The organism is Streptomyces sp. NPDC048288, from assembly GCF_043201555.1.
In the GTDB taxonomy this organism is placed as follows: domain Bacteria; phylum Actinomycetota; class Actinomycetes; order Streptomycetales; family Streptomycetaceae; genus Streptomyces.
Genome location: NZ_JBICZD010000001.1, coordinates 1,067,860 through 1,093,521 on the forward strand (window position 1 = coordinate 1,067,860; position 25,662 = coordinate 1,093,521).

General features: G+C 70.8%; 19 protein-coding genes and 1 tRNA gene. 8 read left to right on the forward strand and 12 right to left on the reverse strand.

Features of this window, described 5'->3' with window-relative positions:
* Positions 1-157 precede the first annotated feature (157 nt).
* Entirely contained in the window at positions 158-2,641 is a 2,484-nt protein-coding gene (gene pepN / locus ACGFZS_RS04745) for an aminopeptidase N (protein WP_393793872.1), read from the forward strand.
* Between the two features lie 98 nt (positions 2,642-2,739).
* Positions 2,740-3,573: an NAD(P)H-binding protein gene (locus tag ACGFZS_RS04750; protein ID WP_393793873.1), complete on the forward strand. Its 834-nt coding sequence runs from the start codon at positions 2,740-2,742 to the stop codon at positions 3,571-3,573.
* Between the two features lie 3 nt (positions 3,574-3,576).
* Here the strand turns inward: ACGFZS_RS04750 and ACGFZS_RS04755 are convergent, their stop codons facing one another.
* Positions 3,577-4,107, reverse strand: a complete 531-nt coding sequence (locus tag ACGFZS_RS04755) for a GNAT family N-acetyltransferase (RefSeq protein ID WP_393793874.1) — start codon at positions 4,105-4,107, stop codon at positions 3,577-3,579.
* A 244-nt stretch (positions 4,108-4,351) separates the two neighbouring features.
* Between ACGFZS_RS04755 and ACGFZS_RS04760 the strand changes: the two genes are divergently transcribed.
* On the forward strand, positions 4,352-5,710 hold the full coding sequence (locus tag ACGFZS_RS04760; protein ID WP_393793875.1) for a pyridoxal phosphate-dependent decarboxylase family protein: 1,359 nt from the start codon (positions 4,352-4,354) through the stop codon (positions 5,708-5,710).
* On the forward strand, positions 5,707-7,113 hold the full coding sequence (locus ACGFZS_RS04765; protein WP_355708057.1) for a SidA/IucD/PvdA family monooxygenase: 1,407 nt from the start codon (positions 5,707-5,709) through the stop codon (positions 7,111-7,113). The genes ACGFZS_RS04760 and ACGFZS_RS04765 overlap by 4 nt, the downstream gene beginning before the upstream one ends.
* A 60-nt stretch (positions 7,114-7,173) precedes the next feature.
* Here the strand turns inward: ACGFZS_RS04765 and ACGFZS_RS04770 are convergent, their stop codons facing one another.
* Entirely contained in the window at positions 7,174-8,979 is a 1,806-nt protein-coding gene (locus ACGFZS_RS04770; protein WP_393793876.1) for a bifunctional metallophosphatase/5'-nucleotidase, read from the reverse strand.
* Positions 8,980-9,129: 150 nt separating this feature from the next.
* On the opposite strand from ACGFZS_RS04770, the gene ACGFZS_RS04775 reads away from it, so the two are divergent.
* A complete protein-coding gene (locus ACGFZS_RS04775; RefSeq protein ID WP_393793877.1) occupies positions 9,130-9,825 on the forward strand; it encodes an SIMPL domain-containing protein in 696 nt (231 codons plus the stop codon).
* A 157-nt stretch (positions 9,826-9,982) separates the two neighbouring features.
* Entirely contained in the window at positions 9,983-11,419 is a 1,437-nt protein-coding gene (pyk, locus tag ACGFZS_RS04780; RefSeq protein ID WP_393793878.1) for a pyruvate kinase, read from the forward strand.
* Between the two features lie 88 nt (positions 11,420-11,507).
* Here pyk and ACGFZS_RS04785 read toward each other — a convergent pair.
* Positions 11,508-11,582: transfer RNA gene (locus tag ACGFZS_RS04785), tRNA-Leu, on the reverse strand.
* Between the two features lie 100 nt (positions 11,583-11,682).
* Between ACGFZS_RS04785 and ACGFZS_RS04790 the strand changes: the two genes are divergently transcribed.
* Positions 11,683-12,339 carry a response regulator gene (locus ACGFZS_RS04790; RefSeq protein WP_359209843.1) on the forward strand — a complete coding sequence of 219 codons (657 nt, stop codon included), beginning with the start codon at positions 11,683-11,685 and terminating at the stop codon, positions 12,337-12,339.
* 56 nt (positions 12,340-12,395) lie between these two features.
* Here ACGFZS_RS04790 and ACGFZS_RS04795 read toward each other — a convergent pair whose 3' ends face one another.
* From ACGFZS_RS04795 to ACGFZS_RS04835, 9 genes are all read right to left on the reverse strand, one after another.
* Positions 12,396-13,112: an ABC transporter ATP-binding protein gene (locus ACGFZS_RS04795; protein ID WP_355708067.1), complete on the reverse strand. Its 717-nt coding sequence runs from the start codon at positions 13,110-13,112 to the stop codon at positions 12,396-12,398.
* Positions 13,109-14,011: an ABC transporter ATP-binding protein gene (locus tag ACGFZS_RS04800; protein WP_355708069.1), complete on the reverse strand. Its 903-nt coding sequence runs from the start codon at positions 14,009-14,011 to the stop codon at positions 13,109-13,111. Before ACGFZS_RS04800 ends, ACGFZS_RS04795 begins: the two co-directional genes overlap by 4 nt.
* A gap of 5 nt (positions 14,012-14,016) precedes the next feature.
* Positions 14,017-15,858, reverse strand: coding sequence for a branched-chain amino acid ABC transporter permease (locus ACGFZS_RS04805; protein WP_393793879.1), 1,842 nt, complete (start codon positions 15,856-15,858; stop codon positions 14,017-14,019).
* A 5-nt stretch (positions 15,859-15,863) separates the two neighbouring features.
* The gene (locus tag ACGFZS_RS04810; RefSeq protein WP_359209855.1) at positions 15,864-16,796 is read right to left on the reverse strand and encodes a branched-chain amino acid ABC transporter permease; all 933 of its coding nucleotides are present in this window, start codon (positions 16,794-16,796) and stop codon (positions 15,864-15,866) included.
* Between the two features lie 113 nt (positions 16,797-16,909).
* Complete coding sequence (locus tag ACGFZS_RS04815; RefSeq protein ID WP_393793880.1) at positions 16,910-18,148, reverse strand: branched-chain amino acid ABC transporter substrate-binding protein; 1,239 nt, start codon at positions 18,146-18,148, stop codon at positions 16,910-16,912.
* 305 nt (positions 18,149-18,453) lie between these two features.
* Positions 18,454-19,044, reverse strand: a complete 591-nt coding sequence (locus tag ACGFZS_RS04820; RefSeq protein WP_393793881.1) for a Tat pathway signal sequence domain protein — start codon at positions 19,042-19,044, stop codon at positions 18,454-18,456.
* Positions 19,041-19,496 (reverse strand): hypothetical protein, encoded by a 456-nt coding sequence (locus ACGFZS_RS04825; RefSeq protein WP_393793882.1) that lies wholly within the window; start codon positions 19,494-19,496, stop codon positions 19,041-19,043. The genes ACGFZS_RS04820 and ACGFZS_RS04825 overlap by 4 nt, the downstream gene beginning before the upstream one ends.
* 55 nt (positions 19,497-19,551) lie before the next feature.
* Positions 19,552-20,034 (reverse strand): PaaI family thioesterase, encoded by a 483-nt coding sequence (locus ACGFZS_RS04830; RefSeq protein WP_393793883.1) that lies wholly within the window; start codon positions 20,032-20,034, stop codon positions 19,552-19,554.
* Between the two features lie 88 nt (positions 20,035-20,122).
* Positions 20,123-22,432, reverse strand: coding sequence for an FdhF/YdeP family oxidoreductase (locus ACGFZS_RS04835; RefSeq protein ID WP_393793884.1), 2,310 nt, complete (start codon positions 22,430-22,432; stop codon positions 20,123-20,125).
* A gap of 247 nt (positions 22,433-22,679) precedes the next feature.
* On the opposite strand from ACGFZS_RS04835, the gene polA reads away from it, so the two are divergent.
* The gene (gene polA / locus ACGFZS_RS04840; protein WP_393793885.1) at positions 22,680-25,409 is read left to right on the forward strand and encodes a DNA polymerase I; all 2,730 of its coding nucleotides are present in this window, start codon (positions 22,680-22,682) and stop codon (positions 25,407-25,409) included.
* The last annotated feature ends 253 nt before the right edge of the window (positions 25,410-25,662 follow it).

The window sequence follows — 25,662 nt, forward strand, 5'->3', positions numbered from 1 at the left end:
CCCCCGCGCGGTGACCAGGCGCTCGAACAGGTGCTCAAGGCGCAGCGGGGCGTCCACCAGCGCGCTCCCGTGCCGACCCGCGTCTCCCGGCCGGACATAAGCCGCGTACCACTCCCACCCCTGTGCGTTGTCAGTGTCATCGGGCAGCATGGCCCGCATGTCCGTACTGACTCGCGACGAAGCGCAGAGCCGCGCCGAGCTCCTCGACGTCCACCGCTACACGATCGACCTCGACCTGACCACCGGGGACGAGACCTTCGACTCCCGTACCGTGATCAGGTTCACGGCCCGGTCCGACGGCGACACCTTCGTCGAGATGAAGCCCGTCGAGCTCCGCGCCGTCACCCTGGACGGACAGCCCCTCGACCCGGAGGCGCTGGACCAGGACCGGCTGCCCCTGAAGAACCTCACCGCCGGGGAGCACGAGCTGCGCGTGGACGCCACCATGCGCTACTCCCGCACCGGCGAGGGCATGCACCGCTTCACCGACCCCACGGACGACGCGACGTACGTCTACACCCAGCTCTTCATGGACGACGTGCAGCGGGTCTTCGCCGCCTTCGACCAGCCCGACCTGAAGGCCGTCTTCGAGCTCACCGTCACCGCTCCCGAGGGCTGGAGCGTCCTCGCCAACGGGATCACCGAGCACCTCGGCGGGGGCCGCTGGCGGGCCGCCGCCACCCCGCTGGTCTCCACCTACCTGGTCGCCGTCGCCGCAGGACCCTGGCACTCCGTGCGCACCGAGCACCGCGGACTGCCCTTCGGCATCCACTGCCGCCGCTCCCTCGCACCCCACCTCGACGCCGACGCCGAGGAGATCCTCGACATCACGCGCGCGTGCTACGACCGGTACCACGAGAAGTTCGAGGAGCCCTACCCCTTCGACTCCTACGACCAGGCGTTCGTCCCCGAGTTCAACGCCGGTGCCATGGAGAACCCGGGCCTGGTCACCTTCCGCGACGAGTTCGTCTACCGCTCCGCCGTCACCGACACCGAGCGGCAGACCCGCGCGATGGTCATCGCCCACGAGATGGCCCACATGTGGTTCGGCGACCTCGTCACCCTGCGCTGGTGGGACGACATCTGGCTGAACGAGTCCTTCGCCGAGTACATGGGCTACCAGACCCTCACCGAGGCCACCCGCTTCACCGACACCTGGGTCGACTTCGGGGTCTCCCGCAAGGCCTGGGGCTACGACGCCGACCAGCGCCCCTCCACCCACCCGGTGGCCCCCGAGGCTGTCGACGACACCGCCGCCGCCCTGCTCAACTTCGACGGCATCTCCTACGCCAAGGGCGCCTCCGCCCTGCGCCAGCTGGTTGCCTGGATGGGCGAGAAGGACTTCCTGGCCGGCATCAACATCCACTTCCAGCGGCACCGCTTCGGCAACGCCAGCCTCGCCGACTTCATCGACTCCCTCGCCGCCGCCACCGAACGCGACGTGCACGCCTGGGCCGACAGCTGGCTGCGCACCACCGGCGTCGACACCCTCACCCCGGTCCTCACCGCCGCCCCCGACGGCACCCGCACCCTCACCGTCGAGCGCACCGGCAGCCGCCCGCACCACATCCGGGTCGGCGTCTACGACCAGGACCTCGCCGACGAGGGCCGGCTCACCCTGCGCGAGCGCATCGACCTCGACATCCCGCAGAGCGCCCCGCAGGCCCTCGGCAAGCGCCCCGCGCTGCTCCTGCCCAACGACGGCGACCTGACCTACGCCAAGGTCCGCTTCGACGCCGAGTCGGCCGAGGCGATCCGGGCCGGCCTCTCCGGCCTGCCGGACCCGCTCACCCGCGCGGTGGTGTGGAACGCCCTGCGGGACGCGGTCCGTGACGGCGAACTCCCGCCCGCCGCCTACCTGGAGACCGCCCGCGCCCACCTCCCGCACGAGACCGACCTCGCCCTGGTCCAGGGGGTGCTGGCCTTCACCGCGGTGCACGTCGTCGACCGGTACCTCCGGCCGCAGGAGCGCCAGGCCGCGCTCGCCACCGTCTCCGCCCTGTGCCGCGACTTCATCCGGCGCACCGAGGACGGCGACAACCCCGGCCTGCGCCTGATCGCCGTACGGCACTTCATCCGCGCCGCCGCCCAGCCCGACACCATCGCCGCCTGGCTGGCCGAGGGCACCGTGCCCGGCGGGCCCGAGCTCGACCCCGAGCTGCGCTGGCGCATCCTGGGCCGGCTCGCCGTGCTCGGCGCCGCCGACGAGAACCGGATCGCCGCCGAGCTGGCCCGCGACCCCAGCGCCAGCGGCCAGGAGGGCGCCGCCCGCTGCCGGGCCGCGCTGCCCGACCCGGAGGCCAAGCGCAAGGCCTGGGAGGCGATGTTCACCGGCGACGAGCTGTCCAACTACCTGTTCACGGCCACCGCCGAGGGCTTCTGGCACCCCGAACAGGCCGACCTGGTCCGCGACTACGTGCCGCGCTACTACCAGGACGCGGTCGCCGTGGCCGCCCGGCGCGGCCCCCGCATCGCCACGGTCACCGGCCGGCAGGCCTTCCCCGCCCACGCCGTCGACGCCGAGAACCTCGCCCTGGGCCGGGCCTGTCTGCGCGACGCCGAGCCGGCGACGGCCCTGCGCCGCCGTCTGATCGACGAACTCGACGACCTGGAAAGGGCGTTGCGGGTCCGCGAGGCGTAGCAGGGCGGTTTCCGGACGACTCGGGCGCGGCGGGTCCCGGCGACCCGCCGCCGCTCCTAGGCTCGGTGCCCGAGAACACTGAGCCGAGGGAGAGATCCGTGATCGCAGTGACCGGTGCCACCGGCAACGTCGGCCGTGCCCTCGTCGAGCGGCTGGTCGCCGGCGGGCAGCCCGTGCGGGCGCTCACCCGTGACCCGGAGCGGGCCGGGCTGCCCGACAAGGCCGAGGTGGTGAAGTTCCGGGCGGACGACCAGGCCGCCCTCCTCTCGGGGGTGAGCAGGCTCTTCCTGTACGTCCAGGGCGCCGGCGGCCGGATGCCCGAACTCCTGGACGCGGCCCGCACGGCCGGGGTGCGGCACGTCGTCCTGCTCTCCTCCGGGATCATCCAGGAGGGCGCCGACGAGACCCACCCCATCCACGTCATGCACGCCACGGCCGAGCGGCAGATCCGCGACAGCGGCCTCGCCTGGACGTTCCTGCGCCCCAACGCGTTCGCCACCAACGCCCTGCAGTGGGCGCCCCAGATCCGCGCCGGGAACACCGTCCGCGGTGCCTTCGCGGGCATGCTCACGGCCCCGATCCACGAGGACGACATCGCCGCCGTGGCCGAACGCGCCCTCCTGGACGACGGCCACGAGGGCGCCGCGCACCGCCTCACCGGGCCCGCCGCCACCACCAACACCGACCAGATCGCCGCGATCGCCCGGGCCGTCGGCCGCGAGCTGGACTTCGTCGAGGTGACCGCGGAGGAGGCGGGACCGCTGCTGTTCCCGCAGACTCCGCCGGAGCTGGTCCGGGGCCTGCTGAAGGCGTTCGAGGCCACGGTCGGCGTGCCGCCCGAGATCACCACCACGGTCCAGGAGATCACCGGCAGGCCGGCCCGCACCTTCGCGCGGTGGGCCGAGGACCACGCGGCCGACTTCCGCCCCTGACCGTCAGCGGGCCGGCCGCAGTTCCGCCCGGCGCACCCCGCCCTCCCGCGGTCCCGTGCGCCGGTTGCCCACCTCGGCCGCGGTCGGTGCCGCCGTGCCCAGCGTGAAGCCCAGGCGCTCCAGGAAGCACTCCCCGGAGCGCCACCCCGGCGGCACGCTCGCCGTCACCAGCGACACCCCCTCGGCATGCGCGAGCAGCGACTCGGCCAGCGCCCGCCCCAGACCCCGGCCCCGCGCCCAGGGCGCCAGCAGGAACAGCCCCACCGCGACCGCGCCGGGCGCCGGATGGTTCCGTACGGCGTCCACCAGGCCCGAGACGACCCCGTCCCGCTCCAGCACCAGCAGCACCTTGTCCGCCGGGTCGGCGCCCTCGGGCAGCCCGTAGAACAGGCTCTGCACATCGCCCGGTCCCGACGGCAGCCCGGTCGCCGCCACGAACCAGTCCTCGCACGCCTCGAACAGCTCCAGGAGCGGCGCCTCGTCCGAGGGCAGCGGCTCCCGCACCACCACCCGCTCACCGGGCACGTCGATCATCCACGCGTCCATCACCCGGTCGACGTTAATCCCGGTCAGCCCCCGCCTCAACGCCCTGCCGGCACTTCGCCCGAGCGCCCCGGCGGCTCCCCGGAGCACGTCGCCCCGACAGGTTTTCCCCGCACGGCAGTACCCACTTTCGGGTTCCGATCGTTGGGCTTTATGGGCGCGCGGGCCCAATCCCGTACAAGCTGGAACTCACCCTGCGGACAACCCCTTTCGGCCAGCGCCCCGAGGAGAGCCCATGAGCACGCCGCCCCTCGCATCCGGACCTCAGGGACCCGACGCCCTGCGTCCCCTGCTGGACACCGTGCTCGACGCGCTGCGCGAGGGCGCCAGGGCGCGCGGCGGACCGCTGCCCGCCGGCGGACCCGAGGCGGTGGCCGAGCGGGTCGCGGACGCGGTGGGGGACGTCCTCCCGGACGACGGCGAACCCGACGCCCTGCGCGCCCTGGTGGCCGCGCTCGCCGAGGGCGCCGCCGACCCGGCCGACCCGCTGTGCGCCGCGCATCTGCACTGCCCGCCGCTCGCCGTCGCCACCGCCGCCGACCTCGCCGCGAGCGCCCTCAACCCCTCGCTGGACTCCTGGGACCAGGCCCCGGCCGCCTCGGCCCTGGAGGCCATGGTCACCCGCACCCTCGCCCACACCATCGGCCTCTCCGACGCCGTGGTCACCTCCGGCGGCACCGAGTCCAACCAGCTCGCCCTGCTGCTCGCCCGCGAGGCCCTCGGCGGCGGCACCCGGCTGGTCTGCGGCGCCAACGCCCACCACTCGCTGCCGCGCGCCGCCTGGCTGCTCGGCCTGCCCGACCCCGTCGTGGTCCCGGCACCGAACGGCACCCTCGACCCGGCCGCCCTGCACGACGCCCTCACCCGCCTGCCCCGGCCGCTGGTCGTCGCCGCCACCGCCGGCACCACCGACGCCGGACTCATCGACCCGCTCCCGGAGATCGCCGGCCTGTGCGCGGCCCACGGCGCCCGGCTGCACGTCGACGCCGCCTACGGGGGCGGCCTCGCCTTCAGCGACCGGCACCGGGAGAAACTCGCGGGCCTGGAGCGCGCCCACACCGTCACCCTCGACCTGCACAAGCTCGGCTGGCAGCCGGTCGCCGCCGGCCTGCTCGCCGTCGCCCGGCCGGCCGAGCTGGGCGTCCTCCACCACCACGCCGACTACCTCAACGCGGACGACGACACCGAGGCCGGCTACCCCGACCTGCTCGGCCGCTCGCTGCGCACCACCCGACGCCCCGACGTCCTCAAGATCGCGGTCACCCTCAAGACCCTCGGCCGCAGCGGACTGGGCTCCCTGGTCGACCAGGTGTGCGCGCGGGCCCGGGAGTTCGCGTCGCTCGTCCGCGAGCACCCCGGCTTCGAGCTCTACGACCGCCCGGACATCAGCACGGTGCTGTTCCGCCCCACCGGAGCCACCGACGACGAGGTGGCCGACGTACGCCGCAGGCTGCTGCACGACGGGCGGGCGGTGCTCGGCCGGGCCCGGCTCGACGGCCGGCTCTGGCTCAAGGCCACCCTGCTCAACCCCCACACCCGGCCGGACGAACTGGCCGTCCTCCTCAAACTCGTCGAAGGAACCACCCCCAGATGACCCACCCCCCACGCCATGAGCCGGAAGCACCCCGCGACCTGGTCGGCATCGGCATCGGACCGTTCAACCTCTCCCTCGCCGCCCTCGCCCACCCGCTCGCCGAACTCGACGCCGTCTTCTACGAGCAGCGCCCCGGCTTCGACTGGCACCCCGGACTGCTGATCGACGGCGCCACCATCCAGGTCCCGTTCCTCGCCGACCTGGTGACCCTCGCCGACCCCGCCAGCCCCTGGTCGTTCCTCAACTACCTCAAGGCCCGCGACCGGCTCTTCCCCTTCTACTTCGCCGAGCGCTTCCACATCCAGCGCGCCGAGTACGACGCCTACTGCCGCTGGGTCGCCGAGAACCTGCCAGGACTGGGCTTCTCCCACCAGGTCGACGCGGTCCGCTGGAACTCCGAACGGGACCTGTTCGAGGTCGACTTCACCCAGCTCGACGCCGAGGGGGAGGCCGAGGCCCTCGGCCGTACCTACACGAGGAACGTCGTGCTCGGCGTCGGGACCGTCCCGTACGTGCCCGATCCGCTCAGACCCCTGGTGGAGTCCCCGGGCGTCCCGGTCGTCCACGCGGCCGACTACCTCGACCACCGCGAGGCCTTCCTGGCCGCCGAGCACGTCACCGTCGTCGGCTCCGGGCAGTCCGGCGCCGAGGTCTTCCTCGACCTGCTGCGCCACCGCCCCGCGGGCCGCGAGAAGCTGCACTGGATCGGCCGCAGCGAGGCGTTCGCGCCCATGGAGTACTCCAAGCTCGGCCTGGAGCACTTCACCCCCGACTACACCCGCTACTTCCACGCCCTCGGCGAGCCCGTCCGGGACCGGCTCGTCGGCTCCCAGTGGCAGCTGCACAAGGGCATCGACGCCGACACCATGGCCGCCATCCACGACGAGCTGTACCGCCGCACCCTGCACGGCGGCTGGCCCGACGCCGTCCTGACCCCGGGCGTCCAGGTCCGTACGGCCGGACGCATCGCCACCACCAAGGTCGAACTCCACCTGGAACACGTCCAGCAGGGCACCCGCTCCCGGCTCGCCACCGACGCCGTCGTCCTGGCCACCGGCTACCGCGAGCGCCCGCTCGGCCGGCTGCTCGCCGGACTCGACCCCTATCTGCGCCGCGACAGCAGCGAACGCCCGCGCGTGGACGAGCGGTTCCGGCTGGTCCTCGACCCGTCGGTGACCGGCTCGGCGTACGTCCAGAACGCCGAACTCCACACCCATGGCGTCGGCGCCCCCGACCTGGGGCTGGCCGCCTGGCGCAGCGCCACCATCCTCAACTCCCTGACCGGCAAGGACCCCTACCCGCTGCCCGCCCGTACGGCCTTCACCAGCTTCGGCCTGGAGCGGCCGGAGGAGCGGGTCCCGGCGCAGCAGCAGCCGAGGCAGCTCACCCCCCTGGTCGACTGAGCGAAGGGCGCCGGCCCCACGGACCGGCGCCCTTCGCACGCCTCAGAACACGCGCACGCCTCAGAACACCGGAGTGCCGTTCCGCGTCAGCCGCCAGTCCACCGACGCGAAGTCCTTCGGGTCGAGAACGCCCTTGGCGGTCACCCACTCCGCGATCCGGGTGCGGATCTCCGTCGACTCGGACCACAGCTCCTTGGCCGAGGCGACGTACGGGAACGCCCCGCCGCCGTTGGCCCGGTAGTTGTTCACCGCCAGCACGAACTGCCGGGTGTCGTCCAGGGCGGCGCCGTCGTAGGTGAGGTTCTTGATGCGCGACCCGGCCGCCTGGGCGATGTCGATCTCGTAGCGGAGGCCCGACACGTAGTCGTAGTTGTAGTCCGGACGGCTGTTCGCGTTGGTCAGCTTCTCCACGTCGACGACGGCGTCGGCGGCCGTCTGGACGAAGTACTCCGCCGAGTACTCCAGGTACGACCGGATCTGGGCGCCCGTCATCAGCTTGGCGACCAGGGTGTTGTCGTACACGTACAGGCTCGACAGGTCCCGGATGGTCACGTCGCCGGCCGGGATCTCCGAGGTGCGGGAGAACGGCGAGGCCTGGGCGATCACCGGCAGCGCGGCGTACTCGGTGCCCGCCAGGGCCGCCTTGACCACGTCCTCCTGGACCTTGGTGATCAGGTCGATGATCGGGGCGTCCTGGTAGCGGGCCTCGACCGTGGTGAGGGTCTCGGTGGCGCTGCCGACGACCTGGTTGACGTACGCGACGACCTCGGCGTGCTCGTCGGAGAGCAGCTTGGTGATCTTCGGGTCGTCGGCCACGGTGTTGGAGTTCAGCAGCGAGGCGGAGACCGACTCGACCTCCCACCTGCCCTTGCCGAACACCAGCTCGATGTCGAAGAGGGTGAGGCGCTCGGCGTAGCAGAGCGGCTCGGAGAGGACGACCGTCTTGCCGGTCGCCTCGTTGGTGACCTTCAGCTCCGGGATCTCCACATGCGCGTGGCCGACCAGGATCGCGTCGATGCCCGGCACCTGCCTGGCGACGTTCGCGGCGGCGTTCTCGACGTACGGCACCTGGTCGCCGTAGGAGGAGGTGCCGGAGGAGCCGGAGTGCGCCGAGACCACGACCACGTCGGCGCCCATCGCCTTCAGCTTGGGCACCCACTTCGCGGCCTGCTCCTCAAGACCGGGGAAGGCCAGCTTGCCCTGCACATAGGCCTTGTCCCAGATCGCGATGCCCGGGTTGGTCAGACCGAGGACGGCGACCTTGACCGGCGGGGCGCCCGGGACGTGGAACTTCTTCATGAAGTAGGGCGGGAAGGCGGGCTTGAGGGTCGTCGCGTCGACCGCGTTGGCGCCGAGCAGCGGGAAGTGCAGCTGGTCCTCGAACTTGCGCAGGGTCTCGATGCCGTAGTTGAACTCGTGGTTGCCGAGCGCCGCCGCGTCGTACCCGATCGCGTTCATGGCCTGCGCCATCGGGTGCACCGGGCCGCCCTTGGCGGTGATCGGGTCGACCTTGGCGTAGTAGTACGTCAGAGGAGTGCCCTGGATGGTGTCGCCGGCGTCCAGGAGCAGGGTGTTGCAGCGGCCCTTCGCCTCGCGCACCTGGTTCACCAGGGTCGAGATGCGGGCCAGGCCCATCGCGTTGCCGGCCTTGTCGGAGTACTCCGCGTCCTTGAAGTAGTCCCAGTTGAAGACGTGCCCGTGCAGGTCGGTGGTGCCCATGACGGTCAGCGCGTACCGCTTGGGCTGCTTGGCGGGCTTCGCGGGAGCCTGGGCGGCCTGCGCCGGAGCCGCCGCCGCGCCGGCGACCGCCACTCCCGCTCCGGTCGCGGCGGACTTCTTCAGGAACTTCCGGCGGTTCAACGGCATGTCTTGATCTCCTCGGGATTCGGTCAACGACGCGCGTAGATTCTGTCCTGGGCATGACTGACGGCAACAGGTCCGGGAGGTTGCGATCTGGTGACCCGGAGTGTTAACTCCGGTGCGCACAAGCGGGGATGGCGTGACAGAGTGGGGCGTATGACCTCAGAGGCGCACCCCTCGGCCGGCACCCCCGACGCCCCGCTCCTCGTCGTGCGCGGCGAGGCCGAGCTGGAGGTCGAGCCGGAACTGGCCCGGATCGGCGTCCTGGTCAGCGCCCGGGGCCGCGACCGCCGTTCGACCCTGGACGACCTCACCCGCCGCAACACCACCGCCCTCGACCTGATCAAGTCGTACGGCGATGTAGTGGAACGGCTGTCGACGGGCGCCTTCTCCATCGCCCCCGAGTTCACCGAGCGAGGCCGGGGCGAGCGGGTGCGCAGTTATCACGGCCGGGTGCAGCTCACCGCCGAGTTCACCGACTTCACCGTGCTCGGCGAACTGGTCACCCGGCTCGCCGACCTGGAGCTGACCCGGGTCGACGGCCCCTGGTGGGCGCTGCGACCCGACTCGCCCGTGCACGGCGAGGCCCGGCGGCGGGCGGTCGCCGAGGCGGTGCAGCGGGCCCGGGAGTACGCGAGCGCCCTCGGCACCTCCCTCGCCGCCCTGATCGAGCTGGCCGACACCGGTGTCGAGGGGCCGCGACCGCACCGGCCGGCCTTCGCCGCCGGAGTCCGCAGCCTGGCGGCCGCCGAAATGCGGGAGCCCGCCGAACCGCTGGATCTCGAACCTCCGCAACTGCGCGTGACCGCTCAGGTCAGTGCGCATTTCACGATGACACCGCCGGAGCTGTGATCCCGATACCGGGAATGCCGTATTCAACACATGCGAGATGCTCATCGGAGCGGCCTGTCGCACAATTCAACACTTGTCAATAGGCCTTCACGCAAAGGTTGTTGGGTCGTCATGTGCGACCAATTCTCTACCCGCCGGTAAGGCCTAGGCTCGAAGTATGCGCCGAGCAAAGATCGTTTGTACTCTGGGGCCCGCCACCGACTCGTACGACCAGATCAAGGGCCTGGTCGAGGCCGGAATGGACGTCGCCCGACTCAACCTCAGCCACGGCAGCTACGCCGAGCACGAGGAGCGCTACCAGCGGGTGCGCAAGGCCTCCGACGAGACCGGTCACAGCGTCGGGATCCTCGCCGACCTTCAAGGTCCGAAGATCCGGCTCGGCCGCTTCACCGAGGGGCCCGTACTCCTCGAACGCGGTGACACCTTCACCATCACGGTGGAGGAGGGCGCCGAGGGCGACCGCCGGCAGTGCGGAACGACGTACTCCGGCCTCGCCGGTGACGTCACCCCCGGTGAGCGCGTCCTCGTCGACGACGGCAAGGTCTGCCTCGAAGTCACCCATGTGGACGGCCCCCGGGTGCACACCACCGTGGTCGAGGGCGGCATGGTCTCCGACCACAAGGGCCTCAACCTCCCCGGTGTCGCCGTCTCCGTCCCGGCCCTGTCCGAGAAGGACGAGGCGGACCTGCGGTGGGCGCTGCGCACCGGCGTCGACGTGATCGCCCTGTCCTTCGTGCGCAGCGGCAAGGACATCGAGGACGTCCACCGGATCATGGACGAGGAGGGCCGCCGCCTCCCGGTGATCGCCAAGGTCGAGAAGCCGCAGGCCGTCGAGAACATCGACTCCATCGTGGCCGCCTTCGACGGCATCATGGTCGCGCGCGGCGACCTGGGCGTGGAGATGCCGCTGGAGCAGGTGCCGATCGTCCAGAAGCGCGCCGTCAAGCTGGCCAAGCGCAACGCCAAGCCGGTCATCGTCGCCACCCAGATGCTCGACTCGATGATCGAGAACTCCCGCCCCACCCGCGCCGAGGCCTCCGACGTCGCCAACGCGGTGATCGACGGCACGGACGCGGTGATGCTCTCCGGCGAGACCAGCGTCGGCAAGTACCCGATCGAGACCGTCCGGACGATGGCGAAGATCGTCGAGGCCGCCGAGGAGGACATCCTCGCCAAGGGCCTGCCGGAGCTGACCGAGAGCAACAAGCCCCGCACCCAGGGCGGCGCGGTCGCCCGGGCCGCCGCCGAGATCGGCGACTTCCTGGGCGCGAAGTTCCTGGTCGCGTTCACCCAGTCCGGAGACACCGTCCGTCGGCTCTCCCGCTACCGCTCGCCGATCCCGCTGCTGGCCTTCACCCCGGAGCCGGCCACCCGCTCCCAGCTCAACCTCACCTGGGGCGTCGAGACCCTCCTCGGCCCGCACGTCGACTCGACGGACAAGATGGTCGACCAGGTCGACGAACTGCTGCTGAAGTACGGCCGCTGCCAGAAGGGCGACATCGTGGTCATCACGGCGGGCTCCCCGCCCGGTGTCTCCGGCTCGACCAACATGGTCCGCGTGCACCACATCGGCGAGGACGACAGCCCCAAGTGACGAACGAGGGCCCCTCCGTCCGGCGGAGGGGCCCTCATTCATGTCTTTTTATTGTCTTCTTATCGCGACCTTGGAATCCAAGGAAAAGTGCCCCGGGTCGGACTCGAACCGACACTGTACGGGTTTTGAATCCGTTGCCTGCTGCCAATTGGGCTACCGGGGCTCGAAGAATCCAAGGTGATCCCCGACCCTCCGCGCGTCCACCATACCGTAGCTAGGTAGGCTCTTGTCAGCAGTACCCATGCCCTGAACGAGGAGCCCCTGTGACCGCCGCCGAGTCGCCCCAGCCAGTCGACGCACCCGACGACGACAAGTCGCACGTGCCTCCGATGACGACCCGGGTCGTCATCGCCGAGGACGAGGCCCTGATCCGGCTCGACCTCAAGGAGATGCTGGAGGAGGAGGGCTACACGGTCGTCGGCGAGGCCGGTGACGGCGAGCAGGCCGTGGAACTCGCCCGCGAGCACCGCCCCGACCTGGTCATCCTCGACGTCAAGATGCCCAAGCTGGACGGCATCTCCGCGGCCGAGAAGATCGCCGAGGAGTCCATCGCCCCGGTCCTGATGCTGACCGCCTTCTCCCAGCGCGACCTGGTCGAGCGGGCCCGCGACGCCGGCGCGATGGCCTACCTGGTCAAGCCGTTCAGCAAGAGCGACGTCGTCCCGGCGATCGAGATGGCCGTCTCCCGGTTCAGCGAGCTGAAGCAGCTGGAGGCCGAGGTCGCCGACCTCTCCCAGCGCCTGGAGACCCGCAAGCTCGTCGACCGCGCCAAGTCCATCCTCCAGACCGAGTACGGCCTGACCGAGCCGGCCGCCTTCCGCTGGATCCAGAAGACGTCCATGGACCGCCGCATGTCGATGCAGCAGGTCGCCGAGGCGGTCATCGCGGACAGCGACGAGAAGAAGTCCAGCAAGGGCTGAACCCGACGCACGAAGGCCCGCGCCCCGGAGAAGGGGACGCGGGCCTCTGCGGTTACCTAGTCCTCGCCCAAATAGGCCTTACGAACCGACTCGTCGTGCAGCAGATCCTGACCCGTGCCCGACAGGACGATGTTGCCGACCTCCATCACATGCCCCTGGTCGGCCAGCGACAGCGCCGCCTGCGCGTTCTGCTCGACCAGCAGGATCGTCGTCCCCTGGGACTTCAGCTCCGCGATCGTCGCCATGATCTTCTGCATCATGATCGGCGACAGCCCCATGGACGGCTCGTCCAGCATCAGCAGCTTCGGCTGGGACATCAGCGCCCGCCCCATCGCCAGCATCTGCTGCTCGCCGCCCGAGAGGGTACCCGCGGCCTGCTTGCGCCGCTCACCGAGGATCGGGAAGAGGTCGTAGGACCGCTGGATGTCCTTCTCGATGCCCGGCTTGTCGTTGCGCAGGAACGCCCCGAGGCGCAGGTTGTCCTCGATGGTCATGCGCGGGAAGATGTGCCGCCCCTCGGGGGAGTGGGCGAGGCCCAGCGAGACCACCTGGTGGGCCGGGACCTTCTTCAGCGACTTGCCGTTGAACCGGATCTGCCCGCCGACCGGCTTGAGCAGCCCGGACAGCGTGCGCAGGGTCGTCGTCTTGCCGGCGCCGTTGGTGCCGATCAGGGTGACGACCTCGCCGGCCTCGACCTTGAACGAGATGCCCTTGACGGCCTCGATCTTGCCGTAGGCGACCCGCAGGTCCTCCACTTCGAGCAGTGCGGTCATCGGTCGTTCTCCTTGCCGGGCACGGCGTCGGTCGGGGTGTCGGCCTCGGCTGCGGCTTCCGCCGCCTCGACCTCGGCGGCCTCCTCGTCGCCGGGCGCGTTCTCGAACGGCTCGCCGAGGTACGCGGCGATGACCCGCTCGTCGCCCTGCACGGTCGCGCTGTCGCCCTCGATGAGTTTCTCGCCCTGCACCAGGACGGCGACGCGGTCGCAGAGGTTGAAGATGAACCGCATGTCGTGCTCGATGACGAGCACGGCGATGCCCTTGTCCCGGATCGCGAAGACCAGTTCCTCGGTGGCCCGGGTCTCCTGCGGGTTCATGCCGGCCGTCGGCTCGTCGAGCAGCAGCAGGCCCGGCTCGCTGGCCAGCGCCCGCGCGATCTCCAGCTTGCGCTGCTCGCCGTAGGGCAGGTTGCGGGCGAGGTGCTCGGCCTTCTTCTCCAGGCCCACGAACTCCAGGAGCTCCATGGCCCGGGCGCGGGAGGCCGACTCGGCGCGGTGGAAGCCGGGGCCGCGCAGCAGGGCGGACCAGAGGCCCTCCTTGGTGCGGGTGTGGCGGCCGACCAGCACGTTCTCCAGGACGGTCATGTTGGCGAACAGCCGGATGTTCTGGAAGGTCCGGGCGATGCCGGCCGCCGTCACCTTGAAGGACTTCGGCGGCAGGACCTCGCCCTTGTACCGGACCTCGCCCTCGGTGGGGATGTAGAGGCCGGTGAGGCAGTTGAAGAAGGTGGTCTTGCCGGCGCCGTTGGGGCCGATCAGACCGACGATCTCGCCGCTCTTGACGGTGAAGTCGACATTGCGGACGGCGGTGAGGCCGCCGAAGCGCATGGTCACACCGCGCGCGTCGAGCACGACTTCGCCGGCCGCGGCGTCCTTGACGGTAGTTTCCGTGGTCATCGTGGTCAGGCCCCTGCCTTGGTGAGGACGGCGGGCGCTTCGGCCTCTTCGTGGAACTCGAGCTGGCGGCGCCGGTTGGGGATGAGGCCCTCCGGGCGGAAGCGCATCAGCAGGATGAGCGTGACGCCGAAGGCGAAGAGCTGGTAGTCGCCGAGGAACTGCAGCTTGGCCGGGATCAGGTACAGCAGGGACGCGCCGACCAGCGGGCCGGAGATGGTGCCCATGCCGCCGAGGACCACCGCGGCCAGCAGGAACGCCGAGTTGGGCGGCACCACGTAGGCGAACTGGTACTGCTCCGGGGTCACCGTGTAGGTGACGTGCGCCTGGACCGAGCCGGACAGGCCGGCCAGGCAGGCACCCAGGGCGAACGCGATCAGCTTGACCCGGAAGCCGTTGATGCCCATGGCGAGCGCGGCGGTCTCGTCCTCGCGGATGGCGACCCAGGCGCGGCCGATACGGGAGTCGCTGCTGCGGCGGAAGACGATGACCACGATGAACGTGATGATCAGCATCAGCAGCAGGTAGTTGGCGAACCGCCCGATGGTGGAACCGAGGATCTGGTGCTCGGCACCGAAGTCGAAGCCGAGGATGTTCAGGTTCGGGATCGAGGAGATGCCGTTGGAACCGTTGGTGACGTCCGGGCCCGAGGTGCCGTCCAGGTTGAGGACGGTGATCCGGAAGATCTCACCGAAGCCGAGGGTGACGATGGCCAGGTAGTCGCCGCGCAGTCGCAGGGTCGGGGCGCCGATGACGACGCCGAAGATCATCGCGACGGCCGCGCCGAGCAGCGCCGACGCCCAGAACGGCCACTGCACGTGCAGCGGCGAGGACGGCGAGCCGGAGACCAGGGCCGCGGTGTAGGCGCCGACACCGAGGAAGGCGACGTAACCGAGGTCGAGGAGGCCGGCGAGGCCGACGACGATGTTCAGGCCGAGGGCGACGGTCGCGAAGATCAGGATGTAGACGCCGATCGTCGCGTACTGGTCGTTGGACTGCGTGAACGGGAACGCCGCGGCGGCCAGGAAGGCGCCGGTCATGGTGATGTTCCGGTGCTTCGCGGTGATCGCCGAGACGCGGGCCACGATCCCGGCCTTGGAGAGCGAGGCGAAACCGAAGCCGGCGGTGATCAGGAAGCCGATGAACAGCTGGTCGTACGAGGTGCCGATGCCGTAGCTGAAGACGATCAGGCCCACGGCCATGGCCGCGACGATGACCAGGATCTCGACCCAGGGGAGCAGCGGGGCCGCCGGGGCCGGCGTCTTGCCGGCGAAGGCTGCCCTGAACACGTTCCACTTCTGGCGCGTGTTGTGCCGGAACAGCTCCCAGCCGGTGTCGTCCGGGTCGATCGGGTCGGGCTCCGGCCGCTCGAACGGCAGGGCCAGCGCGCCGACCACTGCGAGCAGGGTGGCGATCGCGACGACGAAGCCGCCGGGGTCCAGGTTGACCACGCCGCCGAGCTTCACGCTGATGGCGATCACCGTGTACCAGGCGGTGGCGAAGGTGCCGAGCGCGGCCATCTTCAGTGCGCTGTCGGCGCTGCCCGGGGTCAGCAGGGTCAGCCACTTGAAGCCGTAGGAGGCCAGACCGAACAGGGCGGTGAGGATGCCGCCGATCAGCACCAGGACCTGCAGGCCGCCCGGGGAGCCGTAGAGGGTGAGGTCACCGGGGAAGTCGGCGGTCCAGGTCCACGACATGAACGTGGAGATGATGGCGAGGACGCCGCCGCCGGTGGCGAGGGCGCGGCCGAGCGGGGCGGGCAGGCCGATCAGGCCGCTCTGCGGGGCCGCGGGGGCGGCCGGGGTCTCCGGGGACTCGGGGGTCTCGGATGCGGTGGTCTGTGTGGTCATCGGTGTCACGCCCTGTCCGCGACGCGTTCGCCGAGCAGACCCTGGGGCCTGAACAGCAGTACGAGGATGAGGAGTACGAACGCCCAGACGTCGGCCCAGGACTGGCTGCCGAACTGGCTCATGCCGGGGATGTCCGAGATGTACGCGGTCGACAGGGCCTCGGCGACGCCGAGGACGAGGCCGCCGAGCATGGCGCCGTAGATGTTGCCGATACCGCCGAGGACGGCCGCGGTGAAGGCCTTCAGGCCGAGCAGGAAGCCCATCTTGAAGTCGATCTGGCCGTACTTGAGGCCGTAGGCGACACCGCCGACGGCGGCGAAGGCGGCACCGAGGGCGAACGCGATCACGATGATGCGGTCGGTGTTGACGCCCATCAGCTTCGCGGTGTCCGGATCCTGGGCGGTGGCCTGCATGCCGCGGCCGGTGCGGGTGCGCATCACGAAGTAGGCGAGGAAGGCCATGCTGAGCGGGGCCACGATCACCAGGAAGATGTCACCGGTCTGGATCGTGACGTTGCCGATGTTGAAGGGGCCGCCCGGGATGGTGGGGAAGGTACGGGCGGACTTGGCCTCGGGGTACCAGGCCCACACCGCCTGCTGCAGGGCCAGCGAGAGGCCGATGGCGGTGATGAGGGGGGCGAGACGCGGCGCGGTGCGCAGCGGACGGTAGGCGAAGCGTTCCGCCCCGACCGCGACCAGGACGGCGACGATGATCGCGCCCACCAGCATCAGCGGAAGCGCTATCCAGATCGAGGTGCCGTCGGGCAGTACGTACGCGTAGACCGTGAGCGCGCCGAAGGCGCCGGTCATGAAGATCTCGCCGTGGGCGAAGTTGATGAGCTGGACGATGCCATAGACCATCGTGTAGCCAATGGCGACCAGCCCGTACATGGATCCCAGTAGCAGGCCGTTGACCAGCTGCTGCGGCAGTTCGTTCACCGCATGTCCTCCGAGACGTTCGGAATGTTCGACGGATGAGGCCGGATGCGAGTCCGCGCGGGGCGCCAGTGGAACAGCGCCCCGCGCGGCTCGGTGCTGCGTGCGGGTGTGGGTCAGCTGCTCGGCGTGAACGTGCCCGAGGTGGCCGCCTTCCACGCACCGCCTTCGACCTTGTAGACGGTGAGCTGCTTGTTGGTCGCGTCACCGTACTCGTCGAAGGAGACCTTGCCGGTCACACCGTCGAAGGAGACGTTCTGCACCGCGGCGGTGATCTTCGCGCGGGCGTCGGACGGCAGCTTGCCGCCGTTGTCGTCGACGACCTTCTTCACGGCCTCGATGATCGCCCAGGCCGAGTCGTAGGAGTAACCGCCGTAGGCGCCGTACGCCTCGGTGTAGCCGCCCGCCTTGTAGTTGGCGACGAACTCCTTGGCGGAGTCGAGGGTCTCGACCGGGGCGCCGACCGAGGTGGCCATGTCGCCGGTCGCGGCGGTGCCCGCCAGCTTGATGTAGTCGTCGGCGTAGATGCCGTCACCGCCGACCAGCGGGATCTTGGCGCCGGCGGCCTTGAGCTGCTTGCTCAGCGGACCGGCCTGCGGGTACTCGCCGCCGTAGTAGACCACGGTGGCGCCCGAGTTCTTCACCTTGGTGACGACCGCGGAGTAGTCCTTGGAGTCCGGGTTGATGTGCTCGGTGCCGACCACCTTGCCGCCGAGCTTCTTGAACTCCCCGGTGAAGGTCGCGGCGAGACCGGCGCCGTAGGTCTTCTTGTCGTCGATGATGAAGGCCTTGGTCAGCTTCGCCGTGTTGTACACGTACTGCGCGGCGAACGGGCCCTGGATGGCGTCCGTGGTCGCGGTACGGAAGTACGACTTGTACGGACGGGCCTTCGTCGTCTGCCAGTTGTCGCCCTGGGTCAGCGCGGGGTTGGTGTTGGCCGGGGAGACCTCGACCAGCTTCGCGTCGTCGAACACCTTCTGCATCGACTGCGCGACGGAGGAGTTCAGCGGGCCGACCACGCCGTAGACGCTGTTGTCGCCGACGAAGGCGGACGCGTTGGCCTGGCCGGAGGAGGGCTGGGCCTGGTCGTCCTTGGCCTCGATCTTGAAGGTGACGCCGTCGACGTACTTCTTCTTGTTGGCCTGCTTGACCGCCAGGTCCACCGAGTTCTTGATACCCAGGCCGAGCGCGGACAGGTCGCCGGTCAGCGGGGCGTCGACGCCGATGGTGACGGTGGTGCCACCGCTGCCGGAGTCGGAGCCCTTGTCGCCGCTGTCTCGCGAACCGCAGGCGGTGAGGGTGAGTGCTCCCGCTGCCAGCGCGGCGGTGATGGCGATGAGCGAACGTTGACGCACGATCAGTCCTTTCCCCTGAACAACCGCATCCCCGTGGAAACGGTCGAGTCGCGCGCCCCGGTCGAAGAGGGATTCCGACGGTGCCGTGACTGGCCGTGACTCTAGGCGGGTGTGGGGAACGCGGAGGAGGGTCTGACCCATGCTGTGACGCTCTTGTTATGACACGAGGTAATGCAGAGCGGTACACGGTGCGGAGAAGAGCGGAATTCCGGCCGATTCGCCCCGTCCGCATGCTGAGAACCCGCAGGACCCGCCGCCGTCGGATCAGGTGTCTCGGATGTTTTGGTGATTACCCGGGATGATCGCTAACTGTTGCTACAGGCGACTTTCAGGGCGTGAGAGAGGTGCTGTGCGTAGCGGGATCCCAGGATGAAACTCTGTACTTGTATTGCACGGGCATTACGCAGAGTTACGTCCAGGAAAGGAAGTCCGGCATCCTTCGGAACTGCCCCACAATCGGTCACATGCATCGTGATCGTGATCTCACGGGGTGAGCCCGACTTTGTCCGGAACGGTGCGCGTGGCGACACGGTCAGGGCGAGGCCGGCATAGGGCTGGGCTATCCGGGGCACGGTGACCGGCGGCCCGTCCATGACGGTCATACGCACCGCGAAGCTGAAACTGCGGGGCTCCGCCCAGGGGGAGGTGGCGCGGCCGCCGAGGAACGCGAACGCCACCGTCTGCGCGGGGTACGGCGCTTCGGGCGGCGGCGGGCTGTGCGGGCGGGTCGCGACGAGGTAGCCGCCGCCCGCGAGCAGGGCGGCCGACGCGGCGAGGGCGACGACGGCGCGGTGGCGGGCGGAGTGCGGGGGAGCGGGGGCGACCGTCTCCGGGACGTCCCACGCGCTGGTGCCCTCGCCCGCCTCGACGGGGCCGATGCCGCTCGTGCCGCTCACTGCCAGGGGCCTCCTGTAGGTGTGCCGTCGCGGTACCGCCCGGCGCAGGCGGTTCGCGCCCGACGGTCGATCAACTCGTCGGCGGCAGCGGCCCCTTGGCCGCGTCGCACGGCCCGCGCGGCGTCGACGACGTCCCGCAGGATCTCGTACTGCCCGTTGGACAGTCCCATCGACTGGTAGTCGCCGTAAGTGCCGCTGTCGAGCACCTCGCGCGACCAGTGCGCGACGATCGTGGCGCACAGCTCGGCGTCGGAGACGATCGAGGAGACCGCCGGGGAGGCTGACGGCGGGGTGGACGGGGTCGCGGCGGGCGCGGGGCTCGCGGGGGCGGGATCGGGGCGGCCGGGGCCGTCCGGGCCGGCGCAGGCGGTCGGCAGGGCGAGGACGAGGGCGAGTCCGAGCCCCAGCCCCAGTGCGGTCGTCCCCGGTCGGGGGCCTCCTCGCCGTCCCATGCGCCGAAGCTACGGGCGCGGACGGCGTGGGGCAATGGACGCGTCACGCCGGGTGTCAGCCCCGGACGCGGTCCTCGTCGGCCTTGGTCACGTCCCGCAGCAGGCAGGTGAGGCGGGCCGTGCACACCCGGCGTCCCTCGTCGTCGCTGATCACGATCTCGTACGTCGCGGTCGAGCGCCCCCGGTGCACGGGCGTGGCCACGCCGGTGACCAGGCCGGAGCGGGCCCCGCGGTGGTGCGTGCAGTTCAGGTCGACGCCGACCGCGATCTTCGAGCTGCCGCCGTGCAGCATCGACCCGACCGACCCCAGGGTCTCCGCCAGCACCGCGCTGGCCCCGCCGTGCAGCAGCCCGTACGGCTGGGTGTTGCCCTCCACCGGCATGGTGCCGACGACCCGGTCCGCCGAGGCCTCCAGGATCTGCACGCCCATCCGGGTGCCGAGGTGGCCCGCCGAGAACAGGGCCGGCAGGTCGACGCCGAGCGAGGCGTACTCGTCGATGACCTCCTGCGGGAACTTCACATGCTGCTGCTCGCCCATGGGCCGGCTCCGTTCGTCGTACAGCTGTCTCTCCCCTGAGCAAACGCTCAGTCGGCTGCCGATTCTTCCAGATCGGCTGAGCGAGCGCTCAGACAGCGGTCCTCGGGTGCGGCACCGCGCTCTCCAGCCGGACCACGACGGACTTGCTGGCCGGGGTGTTGCTGGTGTCCGCGGTGTGGTCGAGCGGGACCAGCACGTTGGTCTCCGGGTAGTAGGCCGCCGCGCAGCCCAGCGCCGTCGGGTAGTGCACCACCCGGAAACCGGGCGCCCGGCGCTCCACGCCGTCCTTCCACTCGCTCACCAGGTCGACGTACGACCCGTCGCCGACCCCCAGCCGCCGCGCGTCCTCCGGGTTCACCAGGACCACCCGGCGTCCGTTGGTGATGCCCCGGTAGCGGTCGTCCAGGCCGTAGATCGTGGTGTTGTACTGGTCGTGCGAGCGCAGCGTCTGCAGCAGCAGCCGGCCCTCGGGCAGCTCGGGGAACTCCACCGGCGCCGCCGTGAAGTTCGCCTTGCCGGTGGCGGTCGGGAAGCGGCGCTCGTCGCGCGGGGCGTGCGGGAGCGCGAACCCGCCCGGGTGCGCCACGCGCGTGTTGAAGTCCTCGAAGCCCGGGATCACCCGGGCGATCCGGTCCCGGACGGTCGCGTAGTCCTTCTCGAACTCCTCCCACGGCGTCCGGGACCCGGAGCCCAGCACCCGGCGGGCCAGCCGGCACACGATCGCGGGCTCCGACAGCAGGTGCGCGCTCGCCGGCCGCAGCCGGCCGCGCGAGGCGTGCACCATGCCCATGGAGTCCTCGACGGTGACGAACTGCTCTGTGCTTTTCCCGTCCGGGCCGACCTGGAGATCCCGCTCGGTCCGGCCGAGCGTCGGCAGGATCAGCGCCCGCGCGCCCGTGACGACATGCGAACGGTTGAGCTTCGTCGACACGTGCACGGTCAGCCGTGCCCGCCGCACGGCCGCCTCGGTGACCTCCGTGTCGGGGGTGGCGGAGACGAAGTTGCCGCCCATCGCGAAGAAGACCTTCGCCTCGCCGTCGCGCAGCGCGCGGATCGCCCGGACCACGTCGAAGCCGTGCTCGCGCGGGGGCGCGAAGCCGAACTCCTTCTCCAGGGCGTCCAGGAAAGCCGGGGCGGGGCGCTCGAAGATGCCCATCGTGCGGTCGCCCTGCACGTTCGAGTGGCCGCGGACCGGGCACACACCGGCGCCGGTGCGGCCGATGTTGCCGCGCAGCAGCAGGAAGTTGACCACCTCCCGGATCGTCGGCACCGAGTGCTTGTGCTGGGTGAGGCCCATCGCCCAGCAGACGATGGTCCGCTCCGAGGCGAGCACCATCCGCAGGGCTTCCTCTATCTCCGCGCGGGTGAGACCGGTCGCCGCGAGCGTCTCGTCCCAGTCGGCGGCCCGGGCGGCCGCCGCGAACTCCTCGTACCCGTGGGTGTGCTCGCGCACGAACTCCTCGTCGACGGCTCCCTCGGTCTCCAGGACCAGCTTGTTGAGGAGCCGGAACAGGGCCTGGTCGCCGCCGATGCGGATCTGCAGGAACAGGTCGGTGAGGGCGGCGCCCTTGAGCATGCCCTGGGGGGTCTGCGGGTTCTTGAACCGCTCCAGACCGGCCTCGGGGAGCGGGTTGACGCTGATGATCCTCGCGCCTTTGGCCTTGGCTTTCTCCAGCGCGGAGAGCATCCGGGGGTGGTTGGTCCCCGGGTTCTGCCCGGCCACGACGATCAGGTCGGCCTTGTAGAGGTCCTCCAGGTGGACGCTGCCCTTGCCGATGCCGATCGTCTCGCTCAGCGCCGAGCCCGAGGACTCGTGGCACATGTTGGAGCAGTCCGGCAGGTTGTTGGTGCCCAGCTCGCGCGCGAACAGCTGGTACAGGAACGCGGCCTCGTTGCTGGTGCGGCCCGAGGTGTAGAAGACGGCCTCGTCGGGGGAGGCGAGGGCGGCGATCTCCTCGCCGATGATGTCGAAGGCGCGCTCCCAGTCGACCGGCTCGTAGTGCTCGGCGCCCTCGGCGAGGTACATGGGGTGGGTGAGCCGCCCCTGCTGGCCGAGCCAGTAACCGCTGCGGTGGTGCAGATCGGCGACGGAGTGCGCGGCGAAGAACTCGGGGGTCACCCGGCGCAGGGTGGCCTCCTCGGCCACCGCCTTGGCGCCGTTCTCGCAGAACTCGGCCGCGTGCCGGTGGTCCGGCTCCGGCCAGGCGCAGCCGGGGCAGTCGAAGCCGTCCTTCTGGTTGACCCGCAGCAGCGTCAGCGCGGTGCGCTTCACGCCCATCTGCTGCTGGGCGATGCGCAGCGTGTGCCCGATGGCCGGCAGTCCCGCCGCCGCGTGCTTGGGCTCCGCGACCCGCGGCGCGTCCTGGACCGGGTCGCCCTTGGGCGGCTTAGTCGCCATCGCACGATCTCCTCTACGCCGGCACCACTGCCCTGAGCCACCGATCCTCGCACGCGCCACCGACAACGAACGAGGCCGGGTTCCCGGACAGAACGGGAACAGTGCCCGCGACAGAAACAGAACGGGACCAACGCCCGCGTGGATGCCCGCGCCGACGCCTGCCGCGGCGCCCGCGCCGATGCCTGTCACGGCTGCGTCCGCGAACCGTCGGCCCTGACTGTCAGTGCGGCGTGGCAGGATCGGGGGCGTGGCAGAGACAGCAGCGAAGCAGACCGACAAGACCCCCGGCGGCCCCCGTCCCCGGCTGATGCTCATGGACGGGCACTCGCTGGCGTACCGCGCGTTCTTCGCGCTGCCCGCGGAGAACTTCACGACCGCGACGGGGCAGCCGACGAACGCGATCTACGGCTTCGCGTCGATGCTGGCCAACACCCTGCGTGACGAGGCGCCCACGCACTTCGCGGTGGCGTTCGACGTCTCCCGCAAGACCTGGCGCTCGGAGGAGTTCACCGAGTACAAGGCGAACCGCTCCAAGACCCCGGACGAGTTCAAGGGCCAGGTCGAGCTGATCGGCGAGCTGCTCGACGCGATGCACGCGCAGCGCTTCGCCGTCGAGGGCTTCGAGGCCGACGACATCATCGCCACCCTCGCCACCCAGGCCGAGGCCGAGGGCTTCGACGTCCTGATCGTCACCGGCGACCGCGACTCCTTCCAGCTGGTCACCGACCACACCACGGTCCTCTATCCCACCAAGGGCGTCTCCGAGCTGACCCGGTTCACCCCGGAGAAGGTTTTCGAGAAGTACGGATTGACGCCCGCCCAGTACCCCGACTTCGCGGCCCTGCGCGGCGACCCGTCCGACAACCTCCCCGGCATCCCCGGCGTCGGCGAGAAGACCGCAGCGAAGTGGATCAACCAGTTCGGTTCCTTCGCCGAACTGGTGGAGCGCGTCGACGAGGTGAAGGGCAAGGCCGGCCAGAACCTCCGCGACCACCTGGAGTCCGTCAAGCTCAACCGCCGGCTCACCGAGCTGGAGCGGGCCGTGGAGCTGCCGAGGACGGTCGCCGACCTGGAGCGCGCCCCGTACGACCGCAAGAACGTCGCGATGATCCTGGACACCCTGGAGATCCGCAACCCGTCGCTGCGCGAGCGGCTCTACGCCGTCGACCCCGGCGCCGAGGAGGCCGAGTCCACCCCGGTCGCCGAGGCGGGCGTGGAGGTCGACGGCACGGTCCTCGGCACCGGCGAGCTGGCCGGCTGGCTCGCCGAGCACGGCAGCGAGCAGCCGCTGGGCGTCGCCACCGTCGACACCTGGGCGCTCGGCACCGGTTCGGTCGCCGAGGTCGCGCTGGCCGCGGCCGGGGGAGCGGCGGCCTGGTTCGACCCCGCGGAGCTCGACGAGGCCGACGAGAACGCGTGGTCGGCCTGGCTCGCCGACACCGCGCGGCCCAAGGTCTTCCACAACGCCAAGGGCGCCATGCGGGTCTTCGCCGAGCACGGCTGGCGCATCGAGGGCGTAGGCATGGACACCGCGCTCGCCGCCTACCTGGTCAAGCCCGGCCGCCGCTCCTTCGACCTGGACGCGCTGTCCCTGGAGTACCTGGGCCGCGAGCTGGCCCCGGCCGCCGCGGCCGACGGGCAGCTGGCCTTCGGCGCGGACGACGGCGCCGAGGCCGAGGCCCTGATGATCCAGGCCCGCGCGATCCTCGACCTCGGGCAGGCCTTCGAGAGCCGTCTCGAGGAGGTCGGCGCGGCCGAGCTGCTCCGCGACATGGAGCTGCCCACCTCGGCCCTGCTCGCCCGTATGGAGCGGCACGGCATCGCGGCCGACCACGCCCACCTCGAGGCGATGGAGCAGATGTTCGCGGGCGCGGTGCAGCAGGCCGTGAAGGAGGCGCACGCGGCCGCCGGCCACGAGTTCAACCTGGGCTCGCCCAAGCAGCTCCAGGAGGTCCTCTTCGGCGAGCTGGCCCTCCCCAAGACCAAGAAGACGAAGACCGGTTACACCACCGACGCCGACGCACTCGCCTGGCTCGCCGGCCAGACCGAGAACGAACTGCCGGTGATCATGCTCCGCCACCGTGAGCAGGCCAAGCTGCGGGTGACGGTGGAGGGCCTGATCAAGACCGTCGCCGCCGACAGCCGTATCCACACCACGTTCAACCAGACCGTCGCCGCGACCGGCCGGCTCTCCTCCACCGACCCGAACCTGCAGAACATCCCGGTCCGCACGGACGAGGGCCGGGCGATCCGCCGGGGCTTCGTCGTCGGCGAGGGCTTCGAGTCGCTGATGACGGCCGACTACAGCCAGATCGAACTGCGCGTGATGGCCCACCTCTCCGAGGACGAAGGCCTCATCGAGGCGTTCACCTCCGGCGAGGACCTGCACAACACGGTCGCCTCCCAGGTGTTCGACGTCGACCGTTCGGCCGTCGAGCCGGAGATGCGCCGCAAGATCAAGGCGATGTCGTACGGCCTCGCCTACGGACTGTCGGCCTTCGGCCTGTCCCAGCAGCTGAACATCGACGCGGGCGAGGCCCGGGCGCTGATGGACACGTACTTCGAGCGCTTCGGCGGGGTCCGCGACTACCTGCGCCGGGTCGTCGACGAGGCCCGCGCCACGGGCTACACGGCGACGCTCTTCGGCCGCCGCCGCTATCTCCCGGACCTCAACAGCGACAACCGCCAGCGCCGCGAGGCGGCCGAGCGGATGGCGCTCAACGCGCCCATCCAGGGCACGGCGGCGGACATCGTGAAGATCGCCATGCTGCGGGTGGACGGCGCGCTGCGCGAGGCGGAGCTGAAGTCCCGCATGCTGCTCCAGGTCCACGACGAAATCGTCCTGGAGATCGCCCCCGGCGAGCGCGACCGGGTCGAGTCCGTCCTGCGCGAGCAGATGTCCGACGCGGTTCACCTCCGGGCCCCGCTGGACGTCTCGGTGGGCGTGGGCCCGGACTGGGAGTCGGCGGCGCACTAGCCCGCGGCGCGGCCCGGCAGAGGGCACGTGCCGACGAGACCAGCAGAGGGCGCCGCTCCCCGACCTCGGTGGGGCGACGCCCTCCGGCCCTGGTGGGGCGACGCCCTCCGGCACCTGGCGGAGGGGCGCCCTGCGGCCCAGGCGGTGCGGCGCGCCTTTCGGCCCAGGGGAGCAGCGCCCTCCGGCCCCTCCCGGCCGCATCACTCACCTGGACCCCGCCAGAACGCCCCCGCCTGCGCCACCGGCAAGGATG

Coding starts and splice junctions, on each gene's coding strand:
- pepN (WP_393793872.1), top strand. CDS start 158: ATGTCCGTACTGACTCGCGACGAAGCGCAGAGCCGCGCCGAGCTCCTC.
- ACGFZS_RS04755 (WP_393793874.1), bottom strand. CDS start 4,107: ATGATCGACGTGCCCGGTGAGCGGGTGGTGGTGCGGGAGCCGCTGCCC.
- ACGFZS_RS04760 (WP_393793875.1), top strand. CDS start 4,352: ATGAGCACGCCGCCCCTCGCATCCGGACCTCAGGGACCCGACGCCCTG.
- ACGFZS_RS04765 (WP_355708057.1), top strand. CDS start 5,707: ATGACCCACCCCCCACGCCATGAGCCGGAAGCACCCCGCGACCTGGTC.
- ACGFZS_RS04770 (WP_393793876.1), bottom strand. CDS start 8,979: ATGCCGTTGAACCGCCGGAAGTTCCTGAAGAAGTCCGCCGCGACCGGA.
- ACGFZS_RS04775 (WP_393793877.1), top strand. CDS start 9,130: ATGACCTCAGAGGCGCACCCCTCGGCCGGCACCCCCGACGCCCCGCTC.
- pyk (WP_393793878.1), top strand. CDS start 9,983: ATGCGCCGAGCAAAGATCGTTTGTACTCTGGGGCCCGCCACCGACTCG.
- ACGFZS_RS04795 (WP_355708067.1), bottom strand. CDS start 13,112: ATGACCGCACTGCTCGAAGTGGAGGACCTGCGGGTCGCCTACGGCAAG.
- ACGFZS_RS04800 (WP_355708069.1), bottom strand. CDS start 14,011: ATGACCACGGAAACTACCGTCAAGGACGCCGCGGCCGGCGAAGTCGTG.
- ACGFZS_RS04805 (WP_393793879.1), bottom strand. CDS start 15,858: ATGACCACACAGACCACCGCATCCGAGACCCCCGAGTCCCCGGAGACC.
- ACGFZS_RS04825 (WP_393793882.1), bottom strand. CDS start 19,496: ATGGGACGGCGAGGAGGCCCCCGACCGGGGACGACCGCACTGGGGCTG.
- ACGFZS_RS04830 (WP_393793883.1), bottom strand. CDS start 20,034: ATGGGCGAGCAGCAGCATGTGAAGTTCCCGCAGGAGGTCATCGACGAG.
- ACGFZS_RS04835 (WP_393793884.1), bottom strand. CDS start 22,432: ATGGCGACTAAGCCGCCCAAGGGCGACCCGGTCCAGGACGCGCCGCGG.